The organism is Acinetobacter larvae (genome assembly GCF_001704115.1).
Lineage (GTDB): Bacteria > Pseudomonadota > Gammaproteobacteria > Pseudomonadales > Moraxellaceae > Acinetobacter > Acinetobacter larvae.
In genome coordinates, this window is the sequence record NZ_CP016895.1 from 1521327 (window position 1) to 1545570 (window position 24244).

At 43.0% G+C, this 24244-nt stretch carries 23 protein-coding genes and 1 pseudogene; 17 read left to right on the forward strand and 7 right to left on the reverse strand.

The window, feature by feature from the left end; translation table 11 throughout:
* Position 1 precedes the first annotated feature (1 nt).
* Positions 2 to 790, forward strand: a complete 789-nt coding sequence (locus BFG52_RS06680; RefSeq protein ID WP_067553820.1) for a Rossmann-like and DUF2520 domain-containing protein — start codon at positions 2 to 4, stop codon at positions 788 to 790.
* A gap of 130 nt (positions 791 to 920) precedes the next feature.
* On the opposite strand, the gene slyD is transcribed toward BFG52_RS06680, so the two are convergent.
* The 3 genes from slyD to BFG52_RS06695 form a co-directional block, all read right to left on the reverse strand.
* Positions 921 to 1406 carry a peptidylprolyl isomerase gene (gene slyD / locus BFG52_RS06685; RefSeq protein ID WP_067553822.1) on the reverse strand — a complete coding sequence of 162 codons (486 nt, stop codon included), beginning with the start codon at positions 1404 to 1406 and terminating at the stop codon, positions 921 to 923.
* 314 nt (positions 1407 to 1720) lie between these two features.
* On the reverse strand, positions 1721 to 3007 hold the full coding sequence (locus BFG52_RS06690; RefSeq protein ID WP_067553823.1) for an NAD(P)/FAD-dependent oxidoreductase: 1287 nt from the start codon (positions 3005 to 3007) through the stop codon (positions 1721 to 1723).
* A gap of 198 nt (positions 3008 to 3205) precedes the next feature.
* Positions 3206 to 4471 carry a D-alanyl-D-alanine carboxypeptidase family protein gene (locus BFG52_RS06695; protein WP_067553825.1) on the reverse strand — a complete coding sequence of 422 codons (1266 nt, stop codon included), beginning with the start codon at positions 4469 to 4471 and terminating at the stop codon, positions 3206 to 3208.
* Positions 4472 to 4695: 224 nt separating this feature from the next.
* On the opposite strand from BFG52_RS06695, the gene BFG52_RS06700 reads away from it, so the two are divergent.
* The gene (locus tag BFG52_RS06700; protein ID WP_067553827.1) at positions 4696 to 6405 is read left to right on the forward strand and encodes a M61 family metallopeptidase; all 1710 of its coding nucleotides are present in this window, start codon (positions 4696 to 4698) and stop codon (positions 6403 to 6405) included.
* Between the two features lie 167 nt (positions 6406 to 6572).
* Here BFG52_RS06700 and BFG52_RS06705 read toward each other — a convergent pair whose 3' ends face one another.
* Positions 6573 to 6950 carry a hypothetical protein gene (locus tag BFG52_RS06705; protein WP_067553828.1) on the reverse strand — a complete coding sequence of 126 codons (378 nt, stop codon included), beginning with the start codon at positions 6948 to 6950 and terminating at the stop codon, positions 6573 to 6575.
* Positions 6951 to 7145: 195 nt separating this feature from the next.
* Here BFG52_RS06705 and BFG52_RS06710 point away from each other — a divergent pair, with 195 nt between their 5' ends.
* The 11 genes and pseudogenes from BFG52_RS06710 to BFG52_RS06760 all read left to right on the forward strand — a co-directional run bounded on the left by BFG52_RS06710 (position 7146) and on the right by BFG52_RS06760 (position 17256).
* Positions 7146 to 7715, forward strand: coding sequence for a nitroreductase family protein (locus tag BFG52_RS06710; RefSeq protein WP_067553830.1), 570 nt, complete (start codon positions 7146 to 7148; stop codon positions 7713 to 7715).
* 137 nt (positions 7716 to 7852) lie between these two features.
* Positions 7853 to 8925, forward strand: a pseudogene (locus BFG52_RS06715) (NAD(P)H-dependent glycerol-3-phosphate dehydrogenase).
* A gap of 244 nt (positions 8926 to 9169) precedes the next feature.
* The gene (locus tag BFG52_RS06720; RefSeq protein WP_067553835.1) at positions 9170 to 9628 is read left to right on the forward strand and encodes a phosphoglycerate mutase family protein; all 459 of its coding nucleotides are present in this window, start codon (positions 9170 to 9172) and stop codon (positions 9626 to 9628) included.
* 101 nt (positions 9629 to 9729) lie between these two features.
* Positions 9730 to 10932 (forward strand): type II secretion system protein GspL, encoded by a 1203-nt coding sequence (gene gspL / locus BFG52_RS06725; RefSeq protein ID WP_169817563.1) that lies wholly within the window; start codon positions 9730 to 9732, stop codon positions 10930 to 10932.
* Positions 10929 to 11408: a type II secretion system protein GspM gene (gene gspM / locus BFG52_RS06730; protein WP_067553839.1), complete on the forward strand. Its 480-nt coding sequence runs from the start codon at positions 10929 to 10931 to the stop codon at positions 11406 to 11408. Before gspL ends, gspM begins: the two co-directional genes overlap by 4 nt.
* 90 nt (positions 11409 to 11498) lie before the next feature.
* A complete protein-coding gene (locus BFG52_RS06735; protein ID WP_067553841.1) occupies positions 11499 to 12509 on the forward strand; it encodes a quinone-dependent dihydroorotate dehydrogenase in 1011 nt (336 codons plus the stop codon).
* Positions 12506 to 13093, forward strand: coding sequence for a CvpA family protein (locus tag BFG52_RS06740; RefSeq protein WP_067553843.1), 588 nt, complete (start codon positions 12506 to 12508; stop codon positions 13091 to 13093). Before BFG52_RS06735 ends, BFG52_RS06740 begins: the two co-directional genes overlap by 4 nt.
* A 24-nt stretch (positions 13094 to 13117) precedes the next feature.
* A complete protein-coding gene (purF, locus tag BFG52_RS06745) occupies positions 13118 to 14659 on the forward strand; it encodes an amidophosphoribosyltransferase (RefSeq protein WP_067553845.1) in 1542 nt (513 codons plus the stop codon).
* Between the two features lie 320 nt (positions 14660 to 14979).
* Entirely contained in the window at positions 14980 to 15516 is a 537-nt protein-coding gene (locus BFG52_RS06750) for a 2-oxo-4-hydroxy-4-carboxy-5-ureidoimidazoline decarboxylase (RefSeq protein WP_067553847.1), read from the forward strand.
* A complete protein-coding gene (gene uraH / locus BFG52_RS06755) occupies positions 15517 to 15852 on the forward strand; it encodes a hydroxyisourate hydrolase (RefSeq protein ID WP_067553849.1) in 336 nt (111 codons plus the stop codon).
* A 36-nt stretch (positions 15853 to 15888) separates the two neighbouring features.
* Positions 15889 to 17256 carry a nucleobase:cation symporter-2 family protein gene (locus tag BFG52_RS06760; protein ID WP_067553851.1) on the forward strand — a complete coding sequence of 456 codons (1368 nt, stop codon included), beginning with the start codon at positions 15889 to 15891 and terminating at the stop codon, positions 17254 to 17256.
* A 140-nt stretch (positions 17257 to 17396) separates the two neighbouring features.
* Here the strand turns inward: BFG52_RS06760 and hpxO are convergent, their stop codons facing one another.
* A complete protein-coding gene (gene hpxO, locus BFG52_RS06765; RefSeq protein WP_067553853.1) occupies positions 17397 to 18554 on the reverse strand; it encodes an FAD-dependent urate hydroxylase HpxO in 1158 nt (385 codons plus the stop codon).
* A 300-nt stretch (positions 18555 to 18854) separates the two neighbouring features.
* Between hpxO and alc the strand changes: the two genes are divergently transcribed.
* Positions 18855 to 19916: an allantoicase gene (alc, locus tag BFG52_RS06770; protein WP_067553855.1), complete on the forward strand. Its 1062-nt coding sequence runs from the start codon at positions 18855 to 18857 to the stop codon at positions 19914 to 19916.
* Between the two features lie 120 nt (positions 19917 to 20036).
* A complete protein-coding gene (locus tag BFG52_RS06775; RefSeq protein WP_171257341.1) occupies positions 20037 to 20570 on the forward strand; it encodes an ureidoglycolate lyase in 534 nt (177 codons plus the stop codon).
* Here BFG52_RS06775 and puuE read toward each other — a convergent pair.
* Both puuE and BFG52_RS06785 read right to left on the reverse strand, forming a co-directional pair.
* On the reverse strand, positions 20567 to 21493 hold the full coding sequence (puuE, locus tag BFG52_RS06780; protein ID WP_067553857.1) for an allantoinase PuuE: 927 nt from the start codon (positions 21491 to 21493) through the stop codon (positions 20567 to 20569). The two genes, BFG52_RS06775 and puuE, sit on opposite strands and share 4 nt — an antisense overlap.
* Before the next feature lie 10 nt (positions 21494 to 21503).
* A complete protein-coding gene (locus BFG52_RS06785; protein ID WP_067553858.1) occupies positions 21504 to 22460 on the reverse strand; it encodes a LysR family transcriptional regulator in 957 nt (318 codons plus the stop codon).
* Between the two features lie 240 nt (positions 22461 to 22700).
* Between BFG52_RS06785 and BFG52_RS06790 the strand changes: the two genes are divergently transcribed.
* Both BFG52_RS06790 and BFG52_RS06795 read left to right on the forward strand, forming a co-directional pair.
* Positions 22701 to 23756, forward strand: coding sequence for a Rieske 2Fe-2S domain-containing protein (locus tag BFG52_RS06790; protein ID WP_067553860.1), 1056 nt, complete (start codon positions 22701 to 22703; stop codon positions 23754 to 23756).
* Positions 23757 to 23916: 160 nt separating this feature from the next.
* Positions 23917 to 24168, forward strand: coding sequence for a hypothetical protein (locus tag BFG52_RS06795; protein WP_067553862.1), 252 nt, complete (start codon positions 23917 to 23919; stop codon positions 24166 to 24168).
* Positions 24169 to 24244: the final 76 nt, after the last annotated feature.

The window sequence follows — 24244 nt, forward strand, 5'->3', positions numbered from 1 at the left end:
GATGCGTATTAGTTTCGTTGGTGCAGGACGTGTGGCAAGTCATTTCGTCCATGCCTTACAGCAAGGTCAGCATCAACTGCTGCAGATTTATAGTCGTCGTTTGGCACATGCTGAACAATTGGCCAAGACCTGCGCTGCTGAAGCTTTAGATCATTTAGACCATCTAGATCCAGATTGTGATGTGTTGATGATTGCAGTTGCCGATGCGGCGATTGAGCAAGTGGTGGCGGCGCTACCTGTACTGTCTGAACATTGTGTGGTGGTACATTGCTCTGGCAGTACACCCTTATCTGTCTTACAGCGTTTTCAGCGATATGGTGTTTTTTATCCATTACAGAGTTTTAGCTTGGGAGCGACAGTTGACTGGTCGCAGGTTCCCTTGTTGTTAGAAGCGAATCATCCGATAGCATTGCAATGCCTACAGCAGTTGGCGGCAGAACTGAGTCAACGGATCTATTGTTATGACACTGAGCAACGTTTGACGCTGCATTTAGCCGCAGTTTTTGCCAGTAATTTTGCCAATTACTGCTATGATGCCGCGGCGCAATTGTTGGCGGTGCAACAGGTTGATCGCTCGCTCTTGTCGCCCTTAATTTTAGCAACGGCACAGAAAGCAACTGAACAGTCGCCTGAATGGGTACAAACTGGTCCAGCGGCGCGGGGAGATCTAGCAATTTTGGCTTTGCATCGGGCTTTGCTCGAGCAAGCTGAACGCCCCGATCTGCAAGCACTGTATCAGTTAATGAGTCAGGCTATTCTACAGCGACAACAGGCATTGATTCAGCGCTAACACCACCTGATTGAGATGTGCAACCATTAAAAAGTGAGCACATCAAAAGCGCACACATAAAAAAGCGAGCAAATTGCTCGCTTTTTAGCGTATGAACGGCTCAATGTGCAGTCATATGGCTATGGGTTTATTAATGGTGGTGACCACCAGCACCGTGTACATGACCGTGCTCTAGTTCTTCAGCAGAAGCTTCACGGATGTCGACGATTTCGACATCAAAAGTTAAGTCTTGACCAGCAAGCGGGAAGTTGGCATCAACTAAGATGGTTTCGCCTTCAACCGCTTTAACGGTAACGATTTGAACACCGTCATCAGTTTGTGCTTGGAATTGCATACCTGCTTCGATGTTGTCTACGCCTTGGAACATGTTCTTTGGCACTTCTTGTACGAGATCAGGATTGTATTCACCGTAACCTTCAGCTGCAGGTACGTTTACCACAAATTTGTCGCCAACTTTTTTACCTTCCAAAGCTTTTTCTAAACCAGGAATGATGTTGCCTGCACCATGCAAATAGGGTAGTGGCTCGCCTTGAGATTTATCAAGTACTTCACCTTCGGCATTTGTCAAAGTGTAGTGGAAAGATACCACGTGATTATTTGCAATTGCATCAGTCATTGTATTGATCCATTTGATATTTTAAGACTACATCATAAATTGAAATGTAGTGTTTGTAGACTAAAATTAGCAAAAAAAAGCAATTTAGCTGTTTTTCTGCTGAAAATTTTCACAGATCAGTTGCATAAGTGCGTAAATCTGCGAAATCTAAAGTTCAAAAGTAGCGTCGAGCGCGCATTCCGATGCGCACTAGACTGCAAAGGCTTTTAAAAATAGCGGCAGGATACAGGCTGCGCTTGAGATGATGCAAAGCGCTTCATGTATTGCGTGCGATCATTTCAAGGCAGGTGTATCTGCGGTAGCATGTTTCTAGTTTAATGCAATTTTATTTTTGGTGCGATCTTACGCGTCATAAAATCCTTGGTGGCGAGTAAACCGGCATGGGTATACCCATAGATTGTTGCTTGATGTAGCCGATATAAAGAGACATACATCGATTTGGCAATAAAACCTTGTACATTGACTTGCCCTAAGACTTCCCCAAATGCGGTACTCCGGGTTAAGGAGACCAAGGAACCGCGGTCATTAAATTGGAACATGGGTTGTGGCGCACCTTTAATCCGTGCCAGCATCGCATCGACCAAAAAGCTGGCTTGTTGGCTGGCAACTTGTGCCCGTGGTGCAAGCGGTGGTTGTGAGGCATCGGGAATACAATGTGCGCAATCACCAAAAGCAAAGATATTAGGATCTGATTTGGTTTGCAAAGTGGCAAAGACTTCTAGGCGTCCCATTCTATCTTTGGCAAAACCTTCTAGGTTGGCAATAACCGGCGGTGCCTTAATACCCGCTGCCCAAACCTTTAATTCAGCAATAATACTGGTGTCATCACTAAAATAGATGCGTTCAGCATCTATTTTTGCAACCCGTTTATTGGTCAGGACTTGTACCCCCATACGTTCTAAATGTTTGTGGCAATGTTTGGACATCTTTTCTGAGAGGGCGGGTAAAATTCTGGGTGCGCCTTCAATCAAACTAATCTTGACTTGGTTGGGTTTGATTTTGTTGAGACCGTACTGATAAAAGTTCTTTTTGGCTTGTACCAATTCTGCTGCGAGCTCGACACCTGTTGCGCCCGCGCCAATAATACCAATATGTAATTCACGATCGATATTATGATGTTGTGCATCGAGATAAAGATGCAGTAGGTCTTGTTGGAAAGTTTGTGCCTGTTGCAAACTATCGAGATAATGACAGTACTGTTTGACCCCTGGTGTACCAAAATCATTGGAAATAGAGCCGACTGCTAGAATGAGGGTGTCATAGTGCAGTTCAAATTGCTGATCACCTTGTTCAGACTTAGATGAGGACTGTGTTTTAAGGATGATGCATTTTCTTGCCGCATCGATTTGTTCGAGCTTAGCCCAAATAAACTGATAATGATGTTTGGCTGCATGGGCATAATAATTGGTTTCTTCTGCATTAATATTCAGCGTACCCGCTGCAATCTCATGCAATAACGGTTTCCAGATATGGGTTAACTTTTTGTCAACTAAGCTAATTTCAATCTGAGGGTTGTTGGCCAAACGATTACCAAGCTGGGTGGCGAGCTCTAGGCCGCCAGCACCACCACCGACAATGACGATACGATGTTGTTGAGACATAATCATGCTTCATTTTTATGATATTCGACTAATTAAATAAGCTAGTTTTCATCTAAATTCAAAGGTTTATTATCTTTTGTTACAGAAATACAAAAAAACCAAGCGTAGTGCTTGGTTTTGTGTATTTTTGATAGGTTTTTTTAATTAAGTTGTGATTTTTAAATGTATTGCTAGATGCGAACACTACTTACGGAAAATTTAGGCAAAAAGGCCAATCAACCACATCCAGAGACGTTGCCACCAATGTGCCTGCTCTAAGATGACATTGTCTTGAATATTAAAAGTTTGTAGGAGTTGTTGATTTTGGTAGACATGGACTTTGGCGAGCTCCATTGGACCAGCAAGAGGTGCTGTTAAGGATTTTTGAGTTAGTTCTACATCAAAATGAGTTTGGGTATTTTGTGCAGGTGCGATGATTTGTGGTTGATGCTGTTGATCTTGTATAACCAAGAGCTGACGTGTTGGATCAAACTGAGTCAGTAGGATCGGGTTGCTGTGGTTATACAGTGAGGTTGTGACGATATGCGGTTGTGGAGATTGAATTTTAAAGATTTTTAAAGTTGAACGAATTACGGGCAGTTCAGCGAGTTGCTGCTTTTCTTGAATGGCGATTTCATTACGACTATAGACATAAGCCAGATTCAGCAGTTGTTCTGCAATTTGACTGCGTTTGACTGCACTTTTTGTGCCCATCACCACCACAATAATACGTCGATCTGGTTGGTTCGGCAGTCCGCTTGGACGATGTGCTGTCAGTGCGAGATTATAGCCAGCAGCTTGGGTATATCCTGTTTTGAGCCCGTCAACACTAGGATCTGTTTTCAATGCAAGATTGGTGGCGTGATGAAAATGTTCTTTATAGCGAAAATCTGGTTGAATGGAGTAGCTTAGATAGTCTGGTGTTTGCTGGGTGAGTTTTTGCCCCAGCAATGCCATATCATGCGCACTGGAATAATGTGCGGGCATGGTAATTCCAGCAGGGTTGGTAAAATGGGTATTGTGCATGCCCAAGGCTTGCGCTTCTTGATTCATACGTTGTACAAAAGCAGGCACATTCCCTGAAATACGTTCCGCCAAAGTCACCGCAGCATCATTGGCTGACATCACGATGAGACCAGCAAGTAACTGATCGACAGAAATCTGCTCACCCACTTTTAAATACATTTGTGATTCATCAGGCTGCACCATATTGACCACTGGTGTCGCGCGAATAATCTCCTCTTTCTTCAACCGACCAGCCTGAATTTCTTTCAGACTAATATAAGCCACCATCATTTTAGTCAGAGATGCCGGAGCGCGTTGTTGCTCACTATTATGCGACGCAATAATTTGTCCGGATTGACTATCTAAAATAGTCCAAGCCTCAGCTTCTACGCTGCTGGGGGCAATATGAAGTAAGCTAGCATGTAGGCAGCTAGCCCAAAATAAACTGATAAATGCGAAGAACGTGGTGATTGATCTCAAGGGGATTTCCTTAAACCGTACTTGATGGGATTCAGATAAAAGCATTGCGAATGCTATGCTTTTTTCGATAGCAGTGCTAGTGCTTCACATTCAGATTTGCGTTTATACAGGACACAATAACAAAAAAAGTGCTAACCTAAGCAATGCTTGTACAGATTGGTCTATGTGCCAAGCCTGTATCCTGCGCCTAGCCTTTTCTATTTTAAGTATGACGAATCTAAATTATGTTGCATTATCAGATTGAATTTGACGATTATCATCAACATCTTATCCATGTCACCATGCGGTTTTTAGCCAATCCAACGCAAGTGCTGTGGTTACCCACTTGGATCCCAGGTAGTTATTTAATTCGTGAGTTTGCCAAGCACATTGAATCGGTGCAAGCCTTTGATGAAGCAGGGCGTATACTTAAAATCGATAAATTTGAAAAAAATAAATGGCGCTTATATAACACCGATCATGAACTGATTACGGTCGAGTATGATGTATATGCCTATGATTTGTCGGTGCGTGGTGCTTATGTCGATGCCAATCGTTTATATGTCAATCCCGCCTGTGTGTGCTTAGCACTACAAGATCAAGAACAAAAACCGATAGAGGTTGATCTCTTTGTACCGCAAGCATTGCAACATTTTCAATTGGCCACCGGTTTAAGTCAACGTAGTCTGGTCAAAGGGCGTTATACCCTGCGTGCACAAGATTATATGCAGCTGATTGATAGCCCATTTGAACTCGCTGAACAGACTGGATTTGATTTTAGCGTCGCAGATATTCCGCATCGCTTTGTGGTGTCGGGTCGTCACGCCATGAATGCTGAACGCTTACAACAAGATTTAGAAAAAATTTGTGCGGCACAAATTGATTTATTTGCTGGTGCACCTTTTCAAAACTATATTTTTATGACCATGGCAACAGCCAATAGTTATGGCGGCTTAGAGCATCCCAATAGTACCAGCCTGATTACCCCGCGTGACGATTTACCCAAGCAGCATGAAGCAGACCAACCTTCGGAGTCTTATCAACGCTTTTTAGGCTTATGCAGCCATGAGTATTTTCATGCTTGGTTGGTGAAGTTTATACGCCCAGAAAACTTTGTAAATTATAATCTGCATCAAGAAAGTTATACGCATTTACTTTGGGTGTTTGAGGGGATTACCTCATATTATGATGACTTGATGTTGTATCGTAGTGGGGTGATTTCACGCGATGCTTATTTTAAATTATTGACTGCGCAAATTGATCGTTATTTACAAAACCCCGGGCGAAAAGTACAAACGGTGATGGAGTCAAGTTTTGATACTTGGATTAAATTTTATCGTCAAGATGAAAACTCTAACCAAGCAGGGACCAGTTATTATAATAAAGGCGCCTTGATTGCACTTTGTCTGGATTTGGGATTAAGAATCCATGGTTCCAGTTTGGATGCGTTATTACAACGACTCTACCAGCGTGCGCAGCAGGGGATACAAGTCAATGACAACACCATGTTTGAGTTATGCCAACAGTTAACAGGGCAAGATTGGCGTGAGCGTTTAGGCTTTTTAATTGACAGTACCGATGCATTGCCTTTGACAGAGTTATTACCTGAATTTGGTGTGGAATATCTAGAAAAAACAGATAAGTCATTAGCTTTAGGACTAAAACTTAGCGAGCAAACCGCAGGTGTTTTGGTGCAGCAAGCGCGCCGTGAGGGCAGTGCTGCACACGCTGGTTTGGCTGCGCATGATGTGATTATCGCGATTGATGGCTATAAAGCAACGGTGAAAAAAATTGAAGCCTATGCCGAACAAGGTGGACGTGTGACTGTGCATGCTTTTCGTCGAGATGAGTTGATGCAGTTTGAGGTAGATATGACACAAACGGCTCTGCCACGCGTCGAATTGTCTGTCGTGGATGAGCATAAACTCAGTGCGTGGTTAGCCGCGCAGTCATAAGCGCTACACGCCAAAATCAACACGTTAAAATACGAACAAGTGAAATCATTAAGATGTTAAAAAAACAGCCGCGAAAAATAATCTTGCGGCTGTTTGGGTGAGCTAAGAATAACTTGGATGAGCTAACAGCAATGGGCTTTTAGCACTTTGGTTGAGCACTTCGGTATTTAGCTTTGGCATTTAAAGGTTAAGCTATGCTGATAATCGGTATCTTTTTCAAGGCTATTGCCTGTGCCTAAGACCGATCCAATAACACCAGCGGCGGCATTAATGACTTGTCCAGTTTTGTCATCGACGACACCTTTGAGTGCGCCATTAAATTCGGATTTTTCATGAATAAGAATGGGGGTAGCGCGTTGACCACAGGTTTTATTGGCTGCCGCAATGGCATTATTTTTCGCAATCACTTGAGATTTACCTAAACCTGTTACTTCGTATTCATTGTTAGCATTTTGAATGGCTAAGCTATTTTTGGGTGCAGTATTACATGCAGCAAGTAGGGTAATAGCACAAAATGTACCAACGATGGCTAAGTTTTTTTTCATCATACAGTCTTGAATGTTTTTCGATAATCTGCATTTGATCATAACATGAGGTGTGAATCATAGTGGCTTTGTATTAATCACGAAATTTTTATTACATTTTATGTTGGTGTGGCATTTTATCCTGCTGATTGCTAGAGTGTTTTTTGTAAATTATGCTAAGCTAATCGGTCATTTATCCATGATCGTGAGTGTGTGATGTCTACGACATATGTGCAAAATATTCATGACAATATTCAACAGCGACAATCCATTGGGCAACTCGTAGCGCCAGCGCCCAATGCGGAACAACTGACTTTAGCTTTTCAGGCAGCCTTGGCGGCGCCTGATCATCATCGTTTAAAGCCAACACGGTTTATCGTGATTGCTGCTGAAAAGCGCGCCGCTTTGGGCGAGGTGCTGTCACAGGCGATGGCCGATCTCGGCGATATCGATCCAGCACAAATTGAACGGGTAAAAAAACATCCTTTTCGTGCACCCTTAATGGTTATAGCGATTACCCGTTTACAACAGCATCCTAAAGTACCGCATTATGAGCAAATTTTAAGTAGCGGTGCGGCCATTGAAAATTTCTTATTGTCTTTGCAAGCGCAAGGTTTTCAAACCATGTGGCGTACCGGTGCTGTGGTTGAGTCGGCGTGGTTAAAGCAGCATTTTTCGTTACAAGCTCAAGATTTAATTTCTGGTTTTATTTATATTGGCACTGCAGCCAAAACCATTGCTGCGCGTGAAGAGATTGATTTATCTCCCTTCGTGCAATATTGGTAACTTCGCTGTGACATGGGGTGCAAGCGCTGAAAGTCGTGTGCTTTGTGTTATTGTGGCAAAAGATAAATAGTTTAGGCATAAAACGAGCTTGCGGTGACCCTGTGATCGCAGCTCAGTTGGTTTTAGGACAATCAAACATGACAACAGATCTGTTTAAAGATTTAGTACAACCTGTGCAGTTAGATCAGAAGACTGCATTACGTGTCACCGTGTTAGGGGGGGCAGCTTTGGTACTGCTATGGCCAATACTGCGGTACGTAATGGTTGTGACACCAAAATCTGGATTCGAGATCAAGCTGTTGCCGAAGAAATTAACCGTAGCCATGTGAATGCCCGCTATTTGCCAGATTTTCAGTTGGAAGCAGCTTTATCTGCTGAGTGGGATATCGAACGGGCTGTACGTGATCGCGATATTATTTTAGTGGCCATTCCAAGTCATTCTTTTCGAGATGTATTACGTCAAATCAAACCGTATATCACGTCACAAGCGGTGATTTCTTTAACCAAAGGAATCGAGGCAGAAAGCTTTAGTTTTATGAGTGATATCATTCAGGAGGAATTGCCTGAGGTGCCTTTTGGGGTATTGTCTGGTCCCAATTTGGCCAAAGAAATTGTCCAAGGTATGCCGGCGGGAACGGTGATTGCCAGTGACTCTGAATTGGTACGTTATGCTGTGCAACAAGCTTTACATAGTGCGTTATTTCGGGTTTTTGGCAGTGATGATGTTTATGGTGTGGAACTCGGTGGTGCACTCAAAAATATCTATGCCGTGGCAATGGGCATGGCTGCGGCATATCAGGTTGGTGAAAATACCAAGAGTATGATTCTAACCCGTGCATTGGCTGAAATGAGTCGTTTTGCGGTAAAACTGGGTGCAAACCCATTAACTTTCTTAGGTTTATCTGGAGTGGGGGATTTATTCGCAACTTGTAATAGCCCATTGAGTCGTAATTATCAGGTTGGCTTTGCCTTGGGGAGTGGTAAAAGTTTAGCGCAAGCGACCTCGGAACTGGGACAAACAGCAGAGGGGATTAATACCATTGTGCAAGTACATAGCCGTGCACAACAGCTCGATGTCTATATGCCCATTACCAAAGCGTTATATGAAGTCATTTATGAACATATGCCAGCCCTGCATGTGGCGGTTGAGTTGATGAAAACTGGGCATCGTAGTGATGTTGAGTTCGTGTTGCCACATCAAGCGGTCTAGTATGCGCTAAGTGCGATCAAGATGATGTTTGTGGGTAGGATTTTACAACGTCATGACCCGCAACTGTTTAGAAAATCGTGAGTGACCAGAAGTAGCCCAGCTAAAATATTTGCTGGGCTTCTAGTGAAAAGCTTTATTTATGGATGATGTTTCGCTACAGTTTAGATCAAACTTAATTTAGATTAAATTAGATCAAATTGTCATAAACGCTCTCTATAATCTCGAAAAACTTAAAGGAATAACAATGCGATTGACTTTAGTACGCCATGGTGAAGCAGCGCCAGCCATCAATGCCAATGACAGCAAACGCCCACTCACACAACGCGGGCAACAACAAGCACAGCAAAGTGCAGATTATATTCGTGACTTAGGGTGTGTGCCCGATGTATTGGTGGTGAGTCCGTTGTTGCGTGCCCAACAAACCATGGCATATGCTCAAGCCTATTTTCCTGATGTCCCTGTTTTAGTTTGTGATCGCATTAAACCAGATGATGCTGCCAGCGCTGCTGTTGAGTGGTTGGCACAGCTACCCTTTGAAAATATAGTGGTTTTTTGCCACATGAATGTCGTGGCACATATGGAAGAGTTACTGACCACAGAAAACTTCCATCCTTTTGCTTTGGCTGAAGTTCGCGTATATGAGCAAAGTGTGATTGCAACTGGCTTATCGACTTGTCGTCAGAGCTTTATTCCGAGCGTATAAATATCGCTTACTACTGCATAAAGATGAACAAGATAAAGCTGAATCAGCTGAGCAAAGATTAAAAATAAAATGGTAGATTTCGATTGATGTTAGCAATATGGATGCCCGAACAAAATGGCGCTTGGTATTGGTCACGCGGTGAAGCTTGGACGGCGGCTGCTCATCCTGAAGAATTAATCGCACAGGCATCTTTACAGCCATCGGAAGAAGCTATGGTGTTTTTTCCCAGTCGTCATGTACAGTTATTACAGCAACAATTAAGCAAAGCACAATTTAAACAATTAGACAGTGCTGGTCTGAGTTATCTCTTAGAAGAATACGTTATTCAGCCGATTGATCAGCTGGCGGTTTTTAGTCATTTTCAACAGCCAGATCGTTTATCATTGCTTGGGATCGCGCGTCATCAAGTTGAGGGCTTGCAACATAGTTTGGCGCTATTGCCGATTAAACTGGTGGCATTGTTGCCAGACTTTCTGATCCTGCCGACGCCAGATGTTGGGCAGTGTTATATTGCCAATATCGCTGGGCGTTATTTGTATCGTGATGGCAGTCATCATGGTCAATCAATTGATGACCTTGATGTATTTATACAGCAGTTCAACTTCGCTCAGTCTTCTGAGTCGATGGTCAGTATGGCATTGTCAGAGCAGTCTGCAACGTCACAATCGACTGCCATAGCCGCGATGACCATGTATTCTAGTGGTATTGCAGTAGAGCGTTTAACTTTATCCTCTGACACTCACTGTACAGTAGCGGTTTTTGATTATCAGTTTACAGTCGATGTAAAACTACGGCGCCATGCCTTTAATGTATTGCCTAAACAGCATCGCCAAGATCGCTTTAAGTCGGGCTATTGGCGTGCGTGCGCAGCTGTTTTTACAGCGTTGTTGATAGCACAGTTTAGTTTGGATGCAATGCATTGGTACCGTTATAAAAATCTGGCAGATCAAACCGCAGCAACGGCATTGCAGCAATATCAAGATTGGTTTGGGCGTGATGCACAATTGACAGAAGCCAATTTGGCAGAACAATTTAAACGAAAAGTCACAGCCAACAAAAATGCCGATATGCATATGCTGCAATTATTAAGTCGGGTTGGACCGGTATTGATGCAACATCAATTATTAGCACAACAAGTGCGTTATAGTGACCGTGTGTTGGACTTGGCTATAGCGGCCAATAATGCCGATATCTTACAAAGCTTGGTAACGGAAATGAATCAACAGGGTTTTCAGGTGGAGTTGGGCAATATCCAGAGTCAAAGCAATGGGCAAGTGTTGGGTATGTTGCGGGTGAAATCATGAAAGTCATCGATCAGCTCAAACAACGTCGTGAACAGTTGCTGGAAAAAATCAATGATGCTTTGGATCGTTTAAACCCCCGTGAGCGAGTGTTGGTGATCTTTACCGTCATTTTTGCGCTATTGAGTGTGATTGGCTGGAGTATTTGGCAGATGCATCAGTTGGCAGATCAGCAGCAACAACGTTATGACGATTTAAAAAAACAAATTGTGTCAATGCAAAGCCAAGTGCTCCGTATGCGAACCGCGGATGATCTCGCTTTGTCTGCAGCTGACAAGGTACAACGTGCTGCAACCGAACAGGGTATTTCAGTTGCATCACAACAACAAGCCGATAAAATCATGATTGAAGTCACGCATGAAAATTACGCGATATTGGCAAATTTTTTAATGCAAATGACGCAGCATGGTCTAACGATTGAACAGCTCAGCTTAAATAAACAAGATATGCAGATTAAATTAACAGCGACAGTGTATTGAGAGCAAAAATAATGCTTTGTCAAGCATGGTGTTTTAGCGGCTCCCAGCCTATAATATGTGCTACTTAAAAAGCTGCAGACTTTTATAGATATGTTGTATTCTTTAGCTCGCCCGATATTATTTTCTATGGCGCCTGAGCGCGCACATGAAGTGAGCTTGTTGTTATTGAAATCCACTTATAAGTTGGGTGTCATGCGACAAAAAATCCAACCAAAGCCTGTATTGTGTATGGGCATTGAGTTTGCCAATCCTGTTGGCTTGGCTGCGGGTTTGGATAAAAATGGTGAATATATAGATGCCTTAGCCAGCATGGGTTTTGGTTTTCTGGAAGTTGGTACGGTCACACCGCGTCCGCAGGCTGGTAATCCACATCCTCGTTTATTTCGTATCCCTGAAGCCAAAGCCATTATTAACCGTATGGGATTTAATAACCATGGGGTTGACCAGCTGATTAAAAATATTAAAGCTGCGCGTTATAAAGGCATATTGGGGATTAATATCGGTAAAAATGCCGACACCCCAGTTGAACAAGCGACTACAGATTATTTAATTTGCTTAGAGAAAGTGTATAACTACGCCTCTTATGTGACAGTGAATATTTCTTCACCCAATACCAAAAATTTGCGTAGCCTCCAAAGTGGAGCTGCATTGACTGATTTACTACAACAACTCAAAAAACGTCAGTTAGAATTGGCTGAGCAATATCAGCACTATGTCCCCTTAGTTTTAAAAGTTGCACCTGATTTAACTGCGTCTGATGTAAAATTTATTGCCTCACAGCTCATCCAATTTAAAATTGATGGCTTAATTGTGACCAATACGACTTTAGCGCGAGACGGTGTGGAAAACCTAAAACATGGTGATGAAACTGGTGGCTTATCGGGTGCGCCTGTATTTGAAAGAAGTACGGCATGCCTAGAAGTTTTTGCAAAACAGTTACAAGGTCGTGTACCCTTAATTGGTGTTGGCGGTATTTTATCCGGTGAACAAGCGCTCGCCAAACAACAGGCAGGTGCCCAGTTGGTACAACTGTATAGCGGCTTGATTTATACCGGTCCTCAATTGGTTCGTGATTGCGTAGATGCTATGACAACTGTATGAATGCACTTGATATTGTTATTATCAGCATCGTAATGCTAGGAGGGCTCAACGGTTTGCGCCAAGGATTTATTAAAGCCTTTGCAAATTTGGTGGGCTGGGTCGTAGCATTGGTGCTCGCTGCAAGATATGCTGCAGCGTTGGCACCAATGATGTCTGGATTAAGTCTAGATCCAGTCATTCAAAAAATTGCAGCTTTCGCTTTTATTGTCATGCTCATTGTCGTGGCGACGTGGCTTTTTGGCGCCTTTTTAAATAGTGCGTTTAAGAGTTTAAAATTGGGACCACTCAATCGTCTGGTGGGTGGTGGCTTTGGCAGTTTTAAAGGCTTGATGATTGTTTTGATTACCATGCAAGGTGTTGGTAGCTGGGTTGATAGTTCACCGCATTGGCGACAATCCAAATTAGTACAAAGCCTAATGCCTTTTGCACCCTTAGCAACAGAGATATCCAAAAATGCTGCACATCAGGTTTATACCGAGATGCAAGCACCGAATAGCTTTAAAACCCCTGAAACGAATCGTCCTGTTCAGCAAAAAAATAATGCTGAGCAAAATTCAAACCAAACTCAAAACCCTTTTTATTAATCCTAGCTGGTCTGCGAGGTAGCTATGTGTGGAGTCGTTGGTATAGCCGGTAAATCACCAGTGAACCAAATGTTATTTGATGCGTTAACGATGTTACAACACCGTGGGCAAGATGCGGCTGGGATAGTGACTTACCATAATGGTCGTTTGTTCTTGCGTAAAGACAACGGCATGGTGCGTGATGTTTTCCATACTCGCCATATGCGTGCATTGCAAGGCAATTACGGCATCGGTCATGTGCGTTATCCTACAGCTGGCTCATCGAGCAGTGCCGAAGCGCAGCCTTTTTATGTCAACTCACCTTATGGGATCACCTTGGCGCACAATGGTAATTTAACCAATGCTGCTGAGATTCATGATGACTTATTTCGTGCCGACTTACGTCATATGAATACCGATTCTGATTCGGAGGTATTGCTCAACGTCTTTGCACATGAGTTGCATAAATGTGGCAGTTTATTACCTTCTCCGCAAGATATTTTCCACACGGTGAGCCGAGTACATGAGCGTTGTAAAGGTGCTTATGCGGTTGTGGCGATGGTTAATGGTCATGGCATGGTGGGTTTTCGTGACCCGAATGGTATTCGCCCCTTGATTTATGGTTCACGCCAAACAGAAAGTGGTGCAACAGAGTATATCTTGGCATCCGAGTCAGTTGCCATTACTGCGCTAGGTTTTAAAGTTGAGCGTGATGTGGCACCAGGCGAAGCGATTTATATCAATGAGAAAGGCGAGCTATTTGTACAGCAATGTGCTGCTGAATCGCGCTATCGCCCTTGTATTTTTGAATATGTGTATTTTGCTCGTCCAGATGCGACTATTGATGGGATTTCTGTATATAAAGCCCGTTTAAAAATGGGTGAAAAATTAGCACATAAAATCCTCAAAGAATGGGGTGAAGAACATCAGATCGATGTGGTGATTCCGATTCCAGATACCAGTCGGACTTCTGCTTTAGAATTGGCCAATGTCTTAGGGGTGAAATTCCGCGAAGGCTTTATGAAGAACCGCTATATTGGTCGTACCTTCATTATGCCGGGTCAACAGCAGCGGAAGAAATCAGTACGTCAGAAACTCAACCCGGTTGAGCTAGAGTTCAAAGGCAAAAATGTCTTATTGGTTGACGACTCGATTGTACGGGGTACCACCTGTAATGAAATCATTCAAATGGCGCGTGATGCTGGTGCAAAAAATGTATTCTTTGCGTCAGCTGCACCGATGGTGAAATATCCAAACGTCTATGGGATCGATATGCCAGCCAAAGATGAACTGATTGCTTCACAACGTAATGTTGAAGAAATCCGTGAAATCATTGAGGCTGATCGTTTGATCTTCCAAGATTTAGAAGATTTAAAAGATGCTGTGCGCACCACCAAAGTACCTTTAATTACTGAGTTTGACTGTTCGGTATTTGATGGTGTGTATGTGACAGGGGATATCGATGCTGAATATCTCGATGCCTTGGAACAAAGTCGCAATGACAATGCCAAAAAAGGTCAAGTTGGCTATATTGATGTCAATATTGATACTGCCTCTGTGGACTTAACTGGTATTAAAGAAAATTAATGTGCATTATCCAAAGCTGTAGCTGATCTAGCAATTTCGGCTTCAGGTTTCAAAACTAATGTAAATCAGCGGGCTTAGGTCCGCTTTTTTATGTCGATCTTTTGAATGCACCATGCTTTGATTACGCAGATAAAAGATAAAAGATAAAAGATAAAAGATAAAAGATAAAAGATAAAAGATAAAAGATAAAAGATAAAAGATAAAAGATAAAAGATAAAAGATAAAAGATAAAAGATAAAAGATAAAAGTCTATGGCATGTAATTTGCTCATCTCAATGTCTCGGGTTGCTTAGACTTTATACCCGCCACATGGAGCGAAAATGACTTTAGTACAATTCAATCAATTACAGGCACATCTTGCCACGCAAGTATTATTGAGCTGTGTACCCTTGACGACCTGGAGCAAACAATTGCTGGCAGGTCGTCCTTATCAGGATTGTGAGCAGCTCTATCAAGCGGCCTATATGTTGGCGCAGCAATGGCAATGGCCGGAGCTATGGACTGCATTGGCACATCATCCACGGCTAGGAGAGCAAACTGCGGCGCAGCCACTATCGGAGCAAGCCTTACAGTTTTCTCAATATGAACAAGCTCGTTTCAGCGCACAGCTGCATGCTGATACATCACAGACGATCTCGGAACATAATGCTTTACAACAGGTCATCTTGCTGGCTCATCAAGCTTATGAAAATAAATTTGGTCATATTTTCTTGATACGCGCCAGCCAGCGCAGTGCTGCGGAAATTTTAGCCGAATTACAACGGCGACTAAAGCATGATGTCATCACTGAACAACAAGAAATCAAACAGCAATTGATCGAGATCACGCTCATACGCTTAAAACAGGTGGTGCGATAAATGTTCACAATCAGTACACATATATTAGATGCCAGCTTGGGGCAACCATTGCCCAATGTTCTGGTACAACTTTTTTATCACCAAGCCGGTCAGTATCAATGGCTTGATAGCAAAAGCACAGATCAACAGGGACGTATTCAACATTTTAGACTGAGGGAATATGTTTTAGGCGAGTATCAATTACGCTTTGAACTTGAGCAACATGAACTTGATCAAGTCCGACATTATTTGTATCCACGGATTTGTATCGATTTTCGGCTGAGCTCAGCTGATCAACATTATCATCTGCCGTTGTTATTGAGCCCATTTTCTTATACGACTTATCGCGGTTGCTAAGGCAGATTTAGGCTCTTTTGCTTTGAGGAGAACACGATGCATCAACACGACCATTCAACTGTGATGAAATCATCAGAGCATGAATATTTAGGGCTAAATAAAAATATCGCCTATGGGTTACAACATGTCTTGACCATGTATGGTGGCATCATTGCGCCACCGCTCATACTGGCTTCCGCAGTAGGGTTAGACAGCGCAGAAACAGGTTTATTGCTGGCTGCTGCATTATTTGTGGGAGGTGCTGCAACATTGTTGCAAAGTTTGGGCGTGAAATATTTTGGTGCGCAATTACCGATTGTACAAGGAGTATCTTTTTCGGGTGTGGCCAGTATGTCGGCAATTATTGCCACGGGAGGTGGTCTGCCTGAAGTGTATGGTGCCGTTATTGTGGCAGCAATCTTTGGGCTGTTGCTAACACCGTTCTTTGCGAGGATTATTGTCTTTTTTCCGGCTGTGGTGACGGGCTGTGTGATTACCATGATTGGTATTGCGTTGATCCCTGTGGCAGTTCGTTGGATGATGGGCGGAAATAACCATGCGCCTGATTGGGGTGATCCTACCAACATCGCTTTGGCGATGCTGACCTTAGCCATTATATTGGCTTTTAATCTGTTGTCGAATCCGGTATTACGACGTCTTGCGGTTTTACTGGGCATGGTGCTGGCAACACTTATAGCCTACGTACTCGGATATGCAGACTTCTCAACGGTGTTGCAGGGTACGCTATTTGCATGGCCCAGATTTTTTCATTTTGGGCTGCCTGCCTTTGATTTTACAGCAATTCTTGCCATGTTAATCGTGAGCTTGGTGGTGATGACCGAAACCACGGCAGATATTATCGCCATTGGTGAAATTGTGGGTACGCCTGTGAGTGCAAAACGGATTGGCGATGGCTTAAGAGCCGATATGCTGTCGAGTGCGATTTCACCGTGTTTGGGTTCATTTATGCAAAGTGCTTTCGCGCAGAATGTTGGTCTGGTTGCGATCACTGGAATTAAGAGTCGTTTTGTGGTGGCTAGTGCAGGCATTATTTTAATGTTACTCGGTTTGTTGCCAGTGATTGGGCGTTTGGTCGCAGCCATTCCACTGCCGGTTTTGGGGGGTGCGGGTCTTGTTTTATTTGGAACGGTTGCAGCCAGTGGGATCAGAACATTAGCTAAGGTCGATTATCATGACCACAAAAATATGATCATCGTGGCAACATCTTTGGCGATGGGAATGATTCCAATTGTCAACCAAGAATTTTATGCGCAATTTCCCATGTGGTTCCAAACCTTATTTCATTCGGGTATTAGTGCGGCTTGTATCAGTGCCATTTTATTAAATCTATTGTTTCACCATCTACTGAAGGCACAGAAAAAAATCGCTATTGCATCGTTGCCTTCAGATACACCTTCTTCATGATGGCTTGCTGGAATGAGCACATGGGCATGTATTTAAATGCTTCTGCTGCGACGAAAGTGGGTAGCAACGGGTCAATGGGGCGTAGATTCGATTAAAGTGGGTGTTGCTAGCATTCGCCTCATGCATTGCGGCTTTAAACTTTAATCGAGCGGATTGCCAAGGATATTATTTAAAATACCTTGCATAATATGCGACCCTTGTTCGCTATAAAGCGTTTGATACCAGTGTTCGGTAAGCTGGCGATCTTTCATATGGGTAATGTCACAGCGTTTTCTAGCCCGTAAAAGTAATTCTTTACAACGTTGATTGCGTTTGTTTTGATAGCGGCGCAGCGCATCCTCCAAGCCCAGTGTGTTGATCTGCAAAGAGCGTGCTAGATAAATTGCATCTTCCATTGCTTGACAGCCGCCTTGGCCAATATCGGGTGTGGTACTGTGTGCAGCATCACCTAATAAGACGACTCGCCCTCGGTAAAAAGTCATAAAGGGTTCAATATCATGAATTTCGACGCGATTAAGATGCTGTGGATCTAAACAGTTGATTAAGCGCTGTACTGGCACGCACCAGTGGGAAAAATGCTGCTGCAATACATTGCCATATTGTGCAGGATCATGCATCAAACCTGCGGCTAAGGGAATATCGAAAAACACATAAAAACGATCACCAGCAACAGGCATTAAGGAGACACGTTTGCCTTCACCAACATAGCTTGTCCATTGTTGTGCTGGTGCAATGTGTTCATCTATTGCGATGAGTCCATTCCAGTTGACGTAGCCGGCATAACGACGTTGTCGGTTTTCACCTAAAACATGTAGTCGTGTGATTGAATGGGTACCATCGGCACCAATGACTAAGTCAGCTGTGCTGTGATCACCATCTTGAAAGCGGATACTGACATGTTGTGGGTATTGTTGTAGTTGGATCATACGTTTATTGAGTACGATCTGTTCATGTCCAAATTCTGCCATGAGTAATTGTTGTAAATCACTTCGTGCCACAGGATAGGCACGTTGTCCAACTTCCTGATATAAAGGCGCTAAGCTAAACTGAGTCATGGTCTGTTGGTTGAGCCCATCGATATACGCTAAGCTGTCCATCTGTCCACCTAGGGATTGAATTTTTTCGGTTAAGCCAAGGTAATTCAAACATTTGACACCATTGGACCATAAGGAAATCGCTGCACCCACTGCTAAAATTTCGGCTGCTTGTTCATAAATAGTTACTTGGTGACCAAATTTTTTTAATGCAATCCCCGCGGTAAGCCCACCAATGCCTGCACCAATAATCGCTATATTCATCATTTATACCTATCGAACATCATAAAATATGGATCAGCCTATAAAGCGAGAACTATGCCAATTGGATTTGAAGATGATTGTGTGCAGATACCGGCATTGATACAGACTACGATCGATACAGATTAAGATCGATGCAGACTAAGATAGATGCAGACTAAGATAGATATAGACTAAATAGAAATAGAAATAGATATAGACTAAGATAAAAGCACCCCATGCTGGATTGGTTTTTGCATGTGCATAGCACATTGCAATCTTTTAGGGCGAACAATGAGCATATCAGAGATAAATCCACATGAAATGAGTACCGTGATTGCCAAAGCCGCAGTTTTGCCAGCGGCTTTACATGGGTTAACCAATTTGGCAGATGTCAAAATTGGTGCCAGTGTACTGGCGTGCTCAGATGAATTTTTTGCCAAAGCTGAACGCATGCTACAGAGTGATCCTGCTAGATTTATTGCAGGAAAGTACGATGATCATGGTAAATGGATGGATGGTTGGGAGACGCGACGCAAGCGTGAAGCTGGCTATGATTGGTGCATCATTCGCTTAGGGGTGCCTGGAGAGGTGCATGGTTTTGACATCGACACATCTTTCTTTACTGGAAATTATCCAGTATCGGCCAGTATTGAAGGCTGTTATGTCGCTGATGATCATCCAGCAGAAGCCGATTGGCAGCATTTGGTCGCTAACAGTGCTTTGACCGCAGATCAACATCATTTTTTTCAGGTGACTGCACAGAAGTTAAGTCATATTCGTTTAAATATCTTTCCCGATGGGGGCATTGCCCGTTTGCGTGTATATGGTCGGGTCATCCTCAATCCACAGCAAGCAGATGCAGTTTTAGATTTAATCGCATTAAAAAATGGTGGTCGTATAGTTGCCTATAGTGATGCCCATTTTGGGCATCCCAGTCATTTACTCAATCCTGATCCTGCACAAAATATGGGAGATGGTTGGGAGACGCAACGACGCCGTGAACCTGGTCATGATTGGTGCATTATTGCCTTGGGGCAGGCTGGGCATATTACAGAGATCACAGTAGATACTGCGCATTTTAAAGGAAATTTTCCAGCCAGCTGTAGTATACAGGCAGCCTATGTTAGGGCAGCAATTGATGCTCAGTTAGTGCCACAAAGTCTGTTCTGGTCAGTGTTGTTGCCTGAGCAGATACTATCAATGGATCAGCTTCATCATTACCGCATCAACAGTGGTATAGAAAGTCGTATAAAAAATCATATAGAAAAGCGTGGAGAAATTTTGCCACATCAGAAAATCAATTATATCCGTTTAAATATGTACCCAGATGGCGGCATTAGCCGTTTGCGTTTGTGGGGTACTTTGAGTGATTCGAGTGATTAAGCCATGCAGTGATCAGTTCCACTTTGGTGATGCAGTCACGCTATAGCTTCTTGTCTAATGAGTAGACTTTAATGATTGGATTTGAGAGCTGAGTTGTTAGCTGTTAGGTTTTATTAGGGTATGACAAAAAAGATGCAGATCAATAGACAACACATCAGGTTACAACCACTGAATGCAGCAAACTTTGCTCCATTTGGTGCTGTCATTAGCAGCGAAGGAAATGATTTTATCAATATTAATCAAGGTAGAACACGGCGCTATCATGCCTTGTCTGTGGTGCAAGCCAGTGGCGAGCAAGCCGCCGTTGCATTGAGTATTTTTCATCAACGTCATGCAACAACTTTGCCTTGTGTCATCGATATGTTAGAGCGTCATCCTTTGGGTTCGCAGAGTTTTATTCCCTTGCAGCAGCAAAAATTCCTGATTGTGGTGGCGCTGCCTGTGGCTCAAGAAGTGCTGAGCAGCCAGCATCTTCATGCATTTATCAGTAATGGACGGCAAGGCATTCATTATCGGCAAGGGGGGTGGCATCACCCCTTATTGAGTTTGAGCGACCATAGTGATTTTTTGGTTGTCGATCGAATTGGTGCAGGAGAAAACTGTGAACAATGCCAATTAGCGCAAGCCGGATTAATTCTGTCATTGGATCTTTAAAATGTTGCTGGATGGAACTGATACCAATGTGCTGCAATTTGTTGTCGCGTACAGATCCATACATGGGTATGTGATTGAATATAATCTAAAAACTGTAGCAATGCTTTAAATCGAGCCGGGCGACCTAAAATACGGCAATGCATACCAATAGAGAGCATTTTGGGAGAGTATGTGCCTTCGGCATAGAGTACATCGAAAGCATCTTTTAAATATTGAAAAAAGTCGCTACTACAACGAAATCCTGTTGCTGAAGCAAATTTCATATCATTGCAGTCTAAGCTATAGGGAATAATCAGATGTGGACGTGTTTGTTGCTGAGTATTGGTAAGCTGTATCCAAAAAGGTAAGTCATCACCATAATAATCACTGTCATACTGTATCAAGGGATATTCCGCCAGTAACTGGCGAGTATTGGGACTATCACGTCCGGTATACCAGCCAGTTGGAGAGCGTCCTATAAGCTGGGTAATAATCTCGATCGCTGCTGCCATATGTTGGCGCTCAGTTGCAATATCGATATTTTGATAATGAATCCAGCGTAAACCATGTGCAACCACGTCGTATTGATGCTGTTGAATTGCGGCGACAACGGATGGATTGCGTTGTAGTGCCATTGCTACAGCAAATATGCTTAAGGGCAATTGGCGCCGTGCAAACTCTTGTTGTATACGCCAAAATCCCACGCGTGAACCATATTCATAGAGTGAATCCATCGACAGATGGCGTGCTGCATAGCTTTCAGCAGCGTGGATTTCCGATAAAAATTGCTCTGAGCCAGCATCACCATGTAGGATATGCCGCTCAGCACCTTCTTCATAATTGAGCACAAATTGAACGGCAATTTTGGCAGCATTGGGCCATTGGGCATGTGGTGGTTGTGCTGCATATCCCACCATATCACGTGGGTAGTCTTGTGTTGTCATGTAGTTTTTCCTATTCACTGCTGATGATCGATGCGGTTTGAGTCGCGGGGATGCTGTGTTTGATGTACTGCATTTTTTCGATGAGTAAGCTCATCATCATTTGCGCAACGCGCGAAATTTGTCGTTTTGGTGCAGTGCATAAGGCGAGAGTGAGGGGGGGTAAACCAGGCTCTATAATGGGCTGAAAGATAAAATCTCCACTGATTATCCATGGATAAACATCTAGATAACTTAGGATGGCGATGCCGTAGTTTTGTTTTAATAATGCAATCATCATTCTAATGTCATTACATTGTAAGCTATGTCTAGGCTGGAAACGATGCTTTTTATACCATGCATCGATTTGTGCATGCACCGTCAGTGCGGCTGTGGCAAGTAAATGGCTCTGTTCTAAGGTATCGGCAAAGCGAATCTTCTTGTGCTGTGCCAAGACATGTTGCTTAGGAATGACAAAGCCCAACGGAACTTCAATAAAATAATCGACTTTTAAATGTTGTTGCTGTTGCGGGTTTAAAATCAGACCGAAATCGATATCATTCTGCATCACCATCTGTGCGATGCGTTCACTCTCTAGAATATGAACATTAAAATTGATCCAAGGATAATGCTGCCGAAAATGCAGCAGTGCTTGATGACAAAAGTCTTCACTGAGTGCTGAAATTAAGCCCCAATTGACCTGACCGCGCTGTAGCCCTTGAATTTCATGGAAACGATTTTGTGTCTGTTGAAAGTCTTTTTGCCAACGTAATAAATCAGCGTAGAGTAACTCACCGGCCAAGGTCAATTTCAAGCCACTGGGCAAACGCTCAAATAAGGGAATCCCCAGTTGTGTTTCTGCCAAAACAATTTGTCGATGCACGGCAGATACCGATATATAGCACTGTTCAGCGGCTTTACGTAAATTCCCTGTTTGTGCGACAGCAATAAAATAGTCGGAAAATCGTGAGAAAGGCAGATGGAGTGACATCGTGATGGCTACAACATAGAGGCTAGAGCTTTGTTTAAGCAATAATCAAACCAAGTTGTACTGATTTTTAGAATGCCTCGTAGCAATCATTGTAATAGACGATACGCGTTGAATCTTTCACAATTTTTTCGAAGTCTTACATCATCTAAGTCATACACCATCAAAGCGCTGATCAGCTTCATGCACGATGGTATTCGATGTTGTATGTAATCGATCAAAATGAACCGTGGAGAATAAGCGATGAATGCTATTCCGATATTGAATATGCCCAGCAAACCCGATAGTAGCCAATTTGACAACCAAGACTGGGAGATTTTGGCACAGCATTGGTATCCTGTGGCACGAATTGAAGACGTATCAACTCAGCCACAACAAGTTAAGTTATTGGATGTGAAAATGGCTGTGTATCAAACAGCAGCAGGTGAGATTCATTTGGTGCGGGATATGTGTCCGCATCGTGGCGTCCCCTTAAGCAAAGGCTGGGTCGAAGGTGAGCAGTTGATTTGTCCTTATCATGGTTTACATTTTAATGGTGCAGGAAAGTGTATCAAGATTCCAGCACAGCCCGAGCTTAAAAAAATATCGGAACGTTTTTCGTTGCTGTGTTTTCCTGTGCTATTGCGTTATGGCTTAGTCTGGACCAGTCTTTTAGCACGTGATGTAGACAATGCCGTCTTGCCATATATGCCAACATGGCAACAACCAGATCAACAAAGTATTTTGCCACCTTATGTCGATATTGCCGGTTCTAGTGGACGTCAGCTAGAAGGATTTATTGATGTTGCGCATTTTGCTTGGGTACATCACCAAGCCTTTGCTGACCGCAATAATGCTGTTGTGCCACAATATCTCGCTCAGCGCACCGACTATGGTTTGCATAGCGAATATATCAGCACGGTCAGTAATTATCCGCATGGCTTACAACATTTGGCGCCAGCAGATTTTTTATGGAAACGGGTATTTGATGTTTACCCGCCATTTTCAGCATTATTGTCGATAGACTTTCCAAATGGCGGACAATTAAATATTTTAAATGCTTGTTGTCCAACATCACATCGTCAAACCAGACTCTTTTCTCCTCTAACGCGTAATTTTGATACCACGGGTGATATACAAGCGGTATATGATTTTAATGCGCAAATTTTTGCAGAGGATCAGCACATGGTGGAGAGTCAACGACCAGAGGATTTACCGCTAGATTTAACCATGGAAGCACATTTTGCAGCAGATCGTTCATCTGCATTGTATCGGCAGATATTGGCAGAATGGGGCTTAAGCAAACGTTATACAGTGTAGATTTTAACTTTCCTGTACGGTTGCTTTAAAATCATAAAATAATTGGCTGGATTTCATTGTTATCACCACTTTAAGATATTAATGTGTTACAACATAGCGTATTGCGAGATTAATAACAGTAAATATAAAACGGAACATCATAATAGGGGGGGACCAGATTATGATTATTCATTATCGCTGTGCATGTTGTAATAAGGCTGTAACGCGCTCAGACAAGTGCTGCCCTTATTGTGGTTCTCAATATATTCAGAGTTCTATTCATTTATGGGTATTTGGTTTGATTGCTTGTTTGGTCGCAGTATTGGTCATACAGCTTTATCATGGCTATAAAGCACAACAAAATGATATACCAACAGCACCGAGTTTGCTGGATGTGCTCAAAGACAAAGCGCATCCAGCTGAATCTCGATAAGAAGATTTCAAGGCGCAACATGTATGTGTTAAAAAGCCCAAGTCTGAGGCTTGGGCTTTTTGTTTGGGATTTGCTT

What these genes read in the sequence shown, in the direction of transcription:
- BFG52_RS06710 (WP_067553830.1), top strand. Translation starts at nt 7,146, where the DNA reads ATGTCTACGACATATGTGCAAAATATTCATGACAATATTCAACAGCGA.
- BFG52_RS06760 (WP_067553851.1), top strand. Translation starts at nt 15,889, where the DNA reads ATGCATCAACACGACCATTCAACTGTGATGAAATCATCAGAGCATGAA.
- purF (WP_067553845.1), top strand. Translation starts at nt 13,118, where the DNA reads ATGTGTGGAGTCGTTGGTATAGCCGGTAAATCACCAGTGAACCAAATG.
- BFG52_RS06785 (WP_067553858.1), bottom strand. Translation starts at nt 22,460, where the DNA reads ATGTCACTCCATCTGCCTTTCTCACGATTTTCCGACTATTTTATTGCT.
- BFG52_RS06750 (WP_067553847.1), top strand. Translation starts at nt 14,980, where the DNA reads ATGACTTTAGTACAATTCAATCAATTACAGGCACATCTTGCCACGCAA.
- BFG52_RS06795 (WP_067553862.1), top strand. Translation starts at nt 23,917, where the DNA reads ATGATTATTCATTATCGCTGTGCATGTTGTAATAAGGCTGTAACGCGC.
- BFG52_RS06680 (WP_067553820.1), top strand. Translation starts at nt 2, where the DNA reads ATGCGTATTAGTTTCGTTGGTGCAGGACGTGTGGCAAGTCATTTCGTC.
- BFG52_RS06720 (WP_067553835.1), top strand. Translation starts at nt 9,170, where the DNA reads ATGCGATTGACTTTAGTACGCCATGGTGAAGCAGCGCCAGCCATCAAT.
- BFG52_RS06740 (WP_067553843.1), top strand. Translation starts at nt 12,506, where the DNA reads ATGAATGCACTTGATATTGTTATTATCAGCATCGTAATGCTAGGAGGG.
- BFG52_RS06735 (WP_067553841.1), top strand. Translation starts at nt 11,499, where the DNA reads ATGTTGTATTCTTTAGCTCGCCCGATATTATTTTCTATGGCGCCTGAG.
- BFG52_RS06690 (WP_067553823.1), bottom strand. Translation starts at nt 3,007, where the DNA reads ATGTCTCAACAACATCGTATCGTCATTGTCGGTGGTGGTGCTGGCGGC.
- slyD (WP_067553822.1), bottom strand. Translation starts at nt 1,406, where the DNA reads ATGACTGATGCAATTGCAAATAATCACGTGGTATCTTTCCACTACACT.
- BFG52_RS06700 (WP_067553827.1), top strand. Translation starts at nt 4,696, where the DNA reads ATGTTGCATTATCAGATTGAATTTGACGATTATCATCAACATCTTATC.
- uraH (WP_067553849.1), top strand. Translation starts at nt 15,517, where the DNA reads ATGTTCACAATCAGTACACATATATTAGATGCCAGCTTGGGGCAACCA.
- hpxO (WP_067553853.1), bottom strand. Translation starts at nt 18,554, where the DNA reads ATGAATATAGCGATTATTGGTGCAGGCATTGGTGGGCTTACCGCGGGG.
- gspM (WP_067553839.1), top strand. Translation starts at nt 10,929, where the DNA reads ATGAAAGTCATCGATCAGCTCAAACAACGTCGTGAACAGTTGCTGGAA.
- alc (WP_067553855.1), top strand. Translation starts at nt 18,855, where the DNA reads ATGAGTACCGTGATTGCCAAAGCCGCAGTTTTGCCAGCGGCTTTACAT.
- BFG52_RS06775 (WP_171257341.1), top strand. Translation starts at nt 20,037, where the DNA reads ATGACAAAAAAGATGCAGATCAATAGACAACACATCAGGTTACAACCA.
- gspL (WP_169817563.1), top strand. Translation starts at nt 9,730, where the DNA reads ATGCCCGAACAAAATGGCGCTTGGTATTGGTCACGCGGTGAAGCTTGG.
- puuE (WP_067553857.1), bottom strand. Translation starts at nt 21,493, where the DNA reads ATGACAACACAAGACTACCCACGTGATATGGTGGGATATGCAGCACAA.
- BFG52_RS06790 (WP_067553860.1), top strand. Translation starts at nt 22,701, where the DNA reads ATGAATGCTATTCCGATATTGAATATGCCCAGCAAACCCGATAGTAGC.
- BFG52_RS06705 (WP_067553828.1), bottom strand. Translation starts at nt 6,950, where the DNA reads ATGAAAAAAAACTTAGCCATCGTTGGTACATTTTGTGCTATTACCCTA.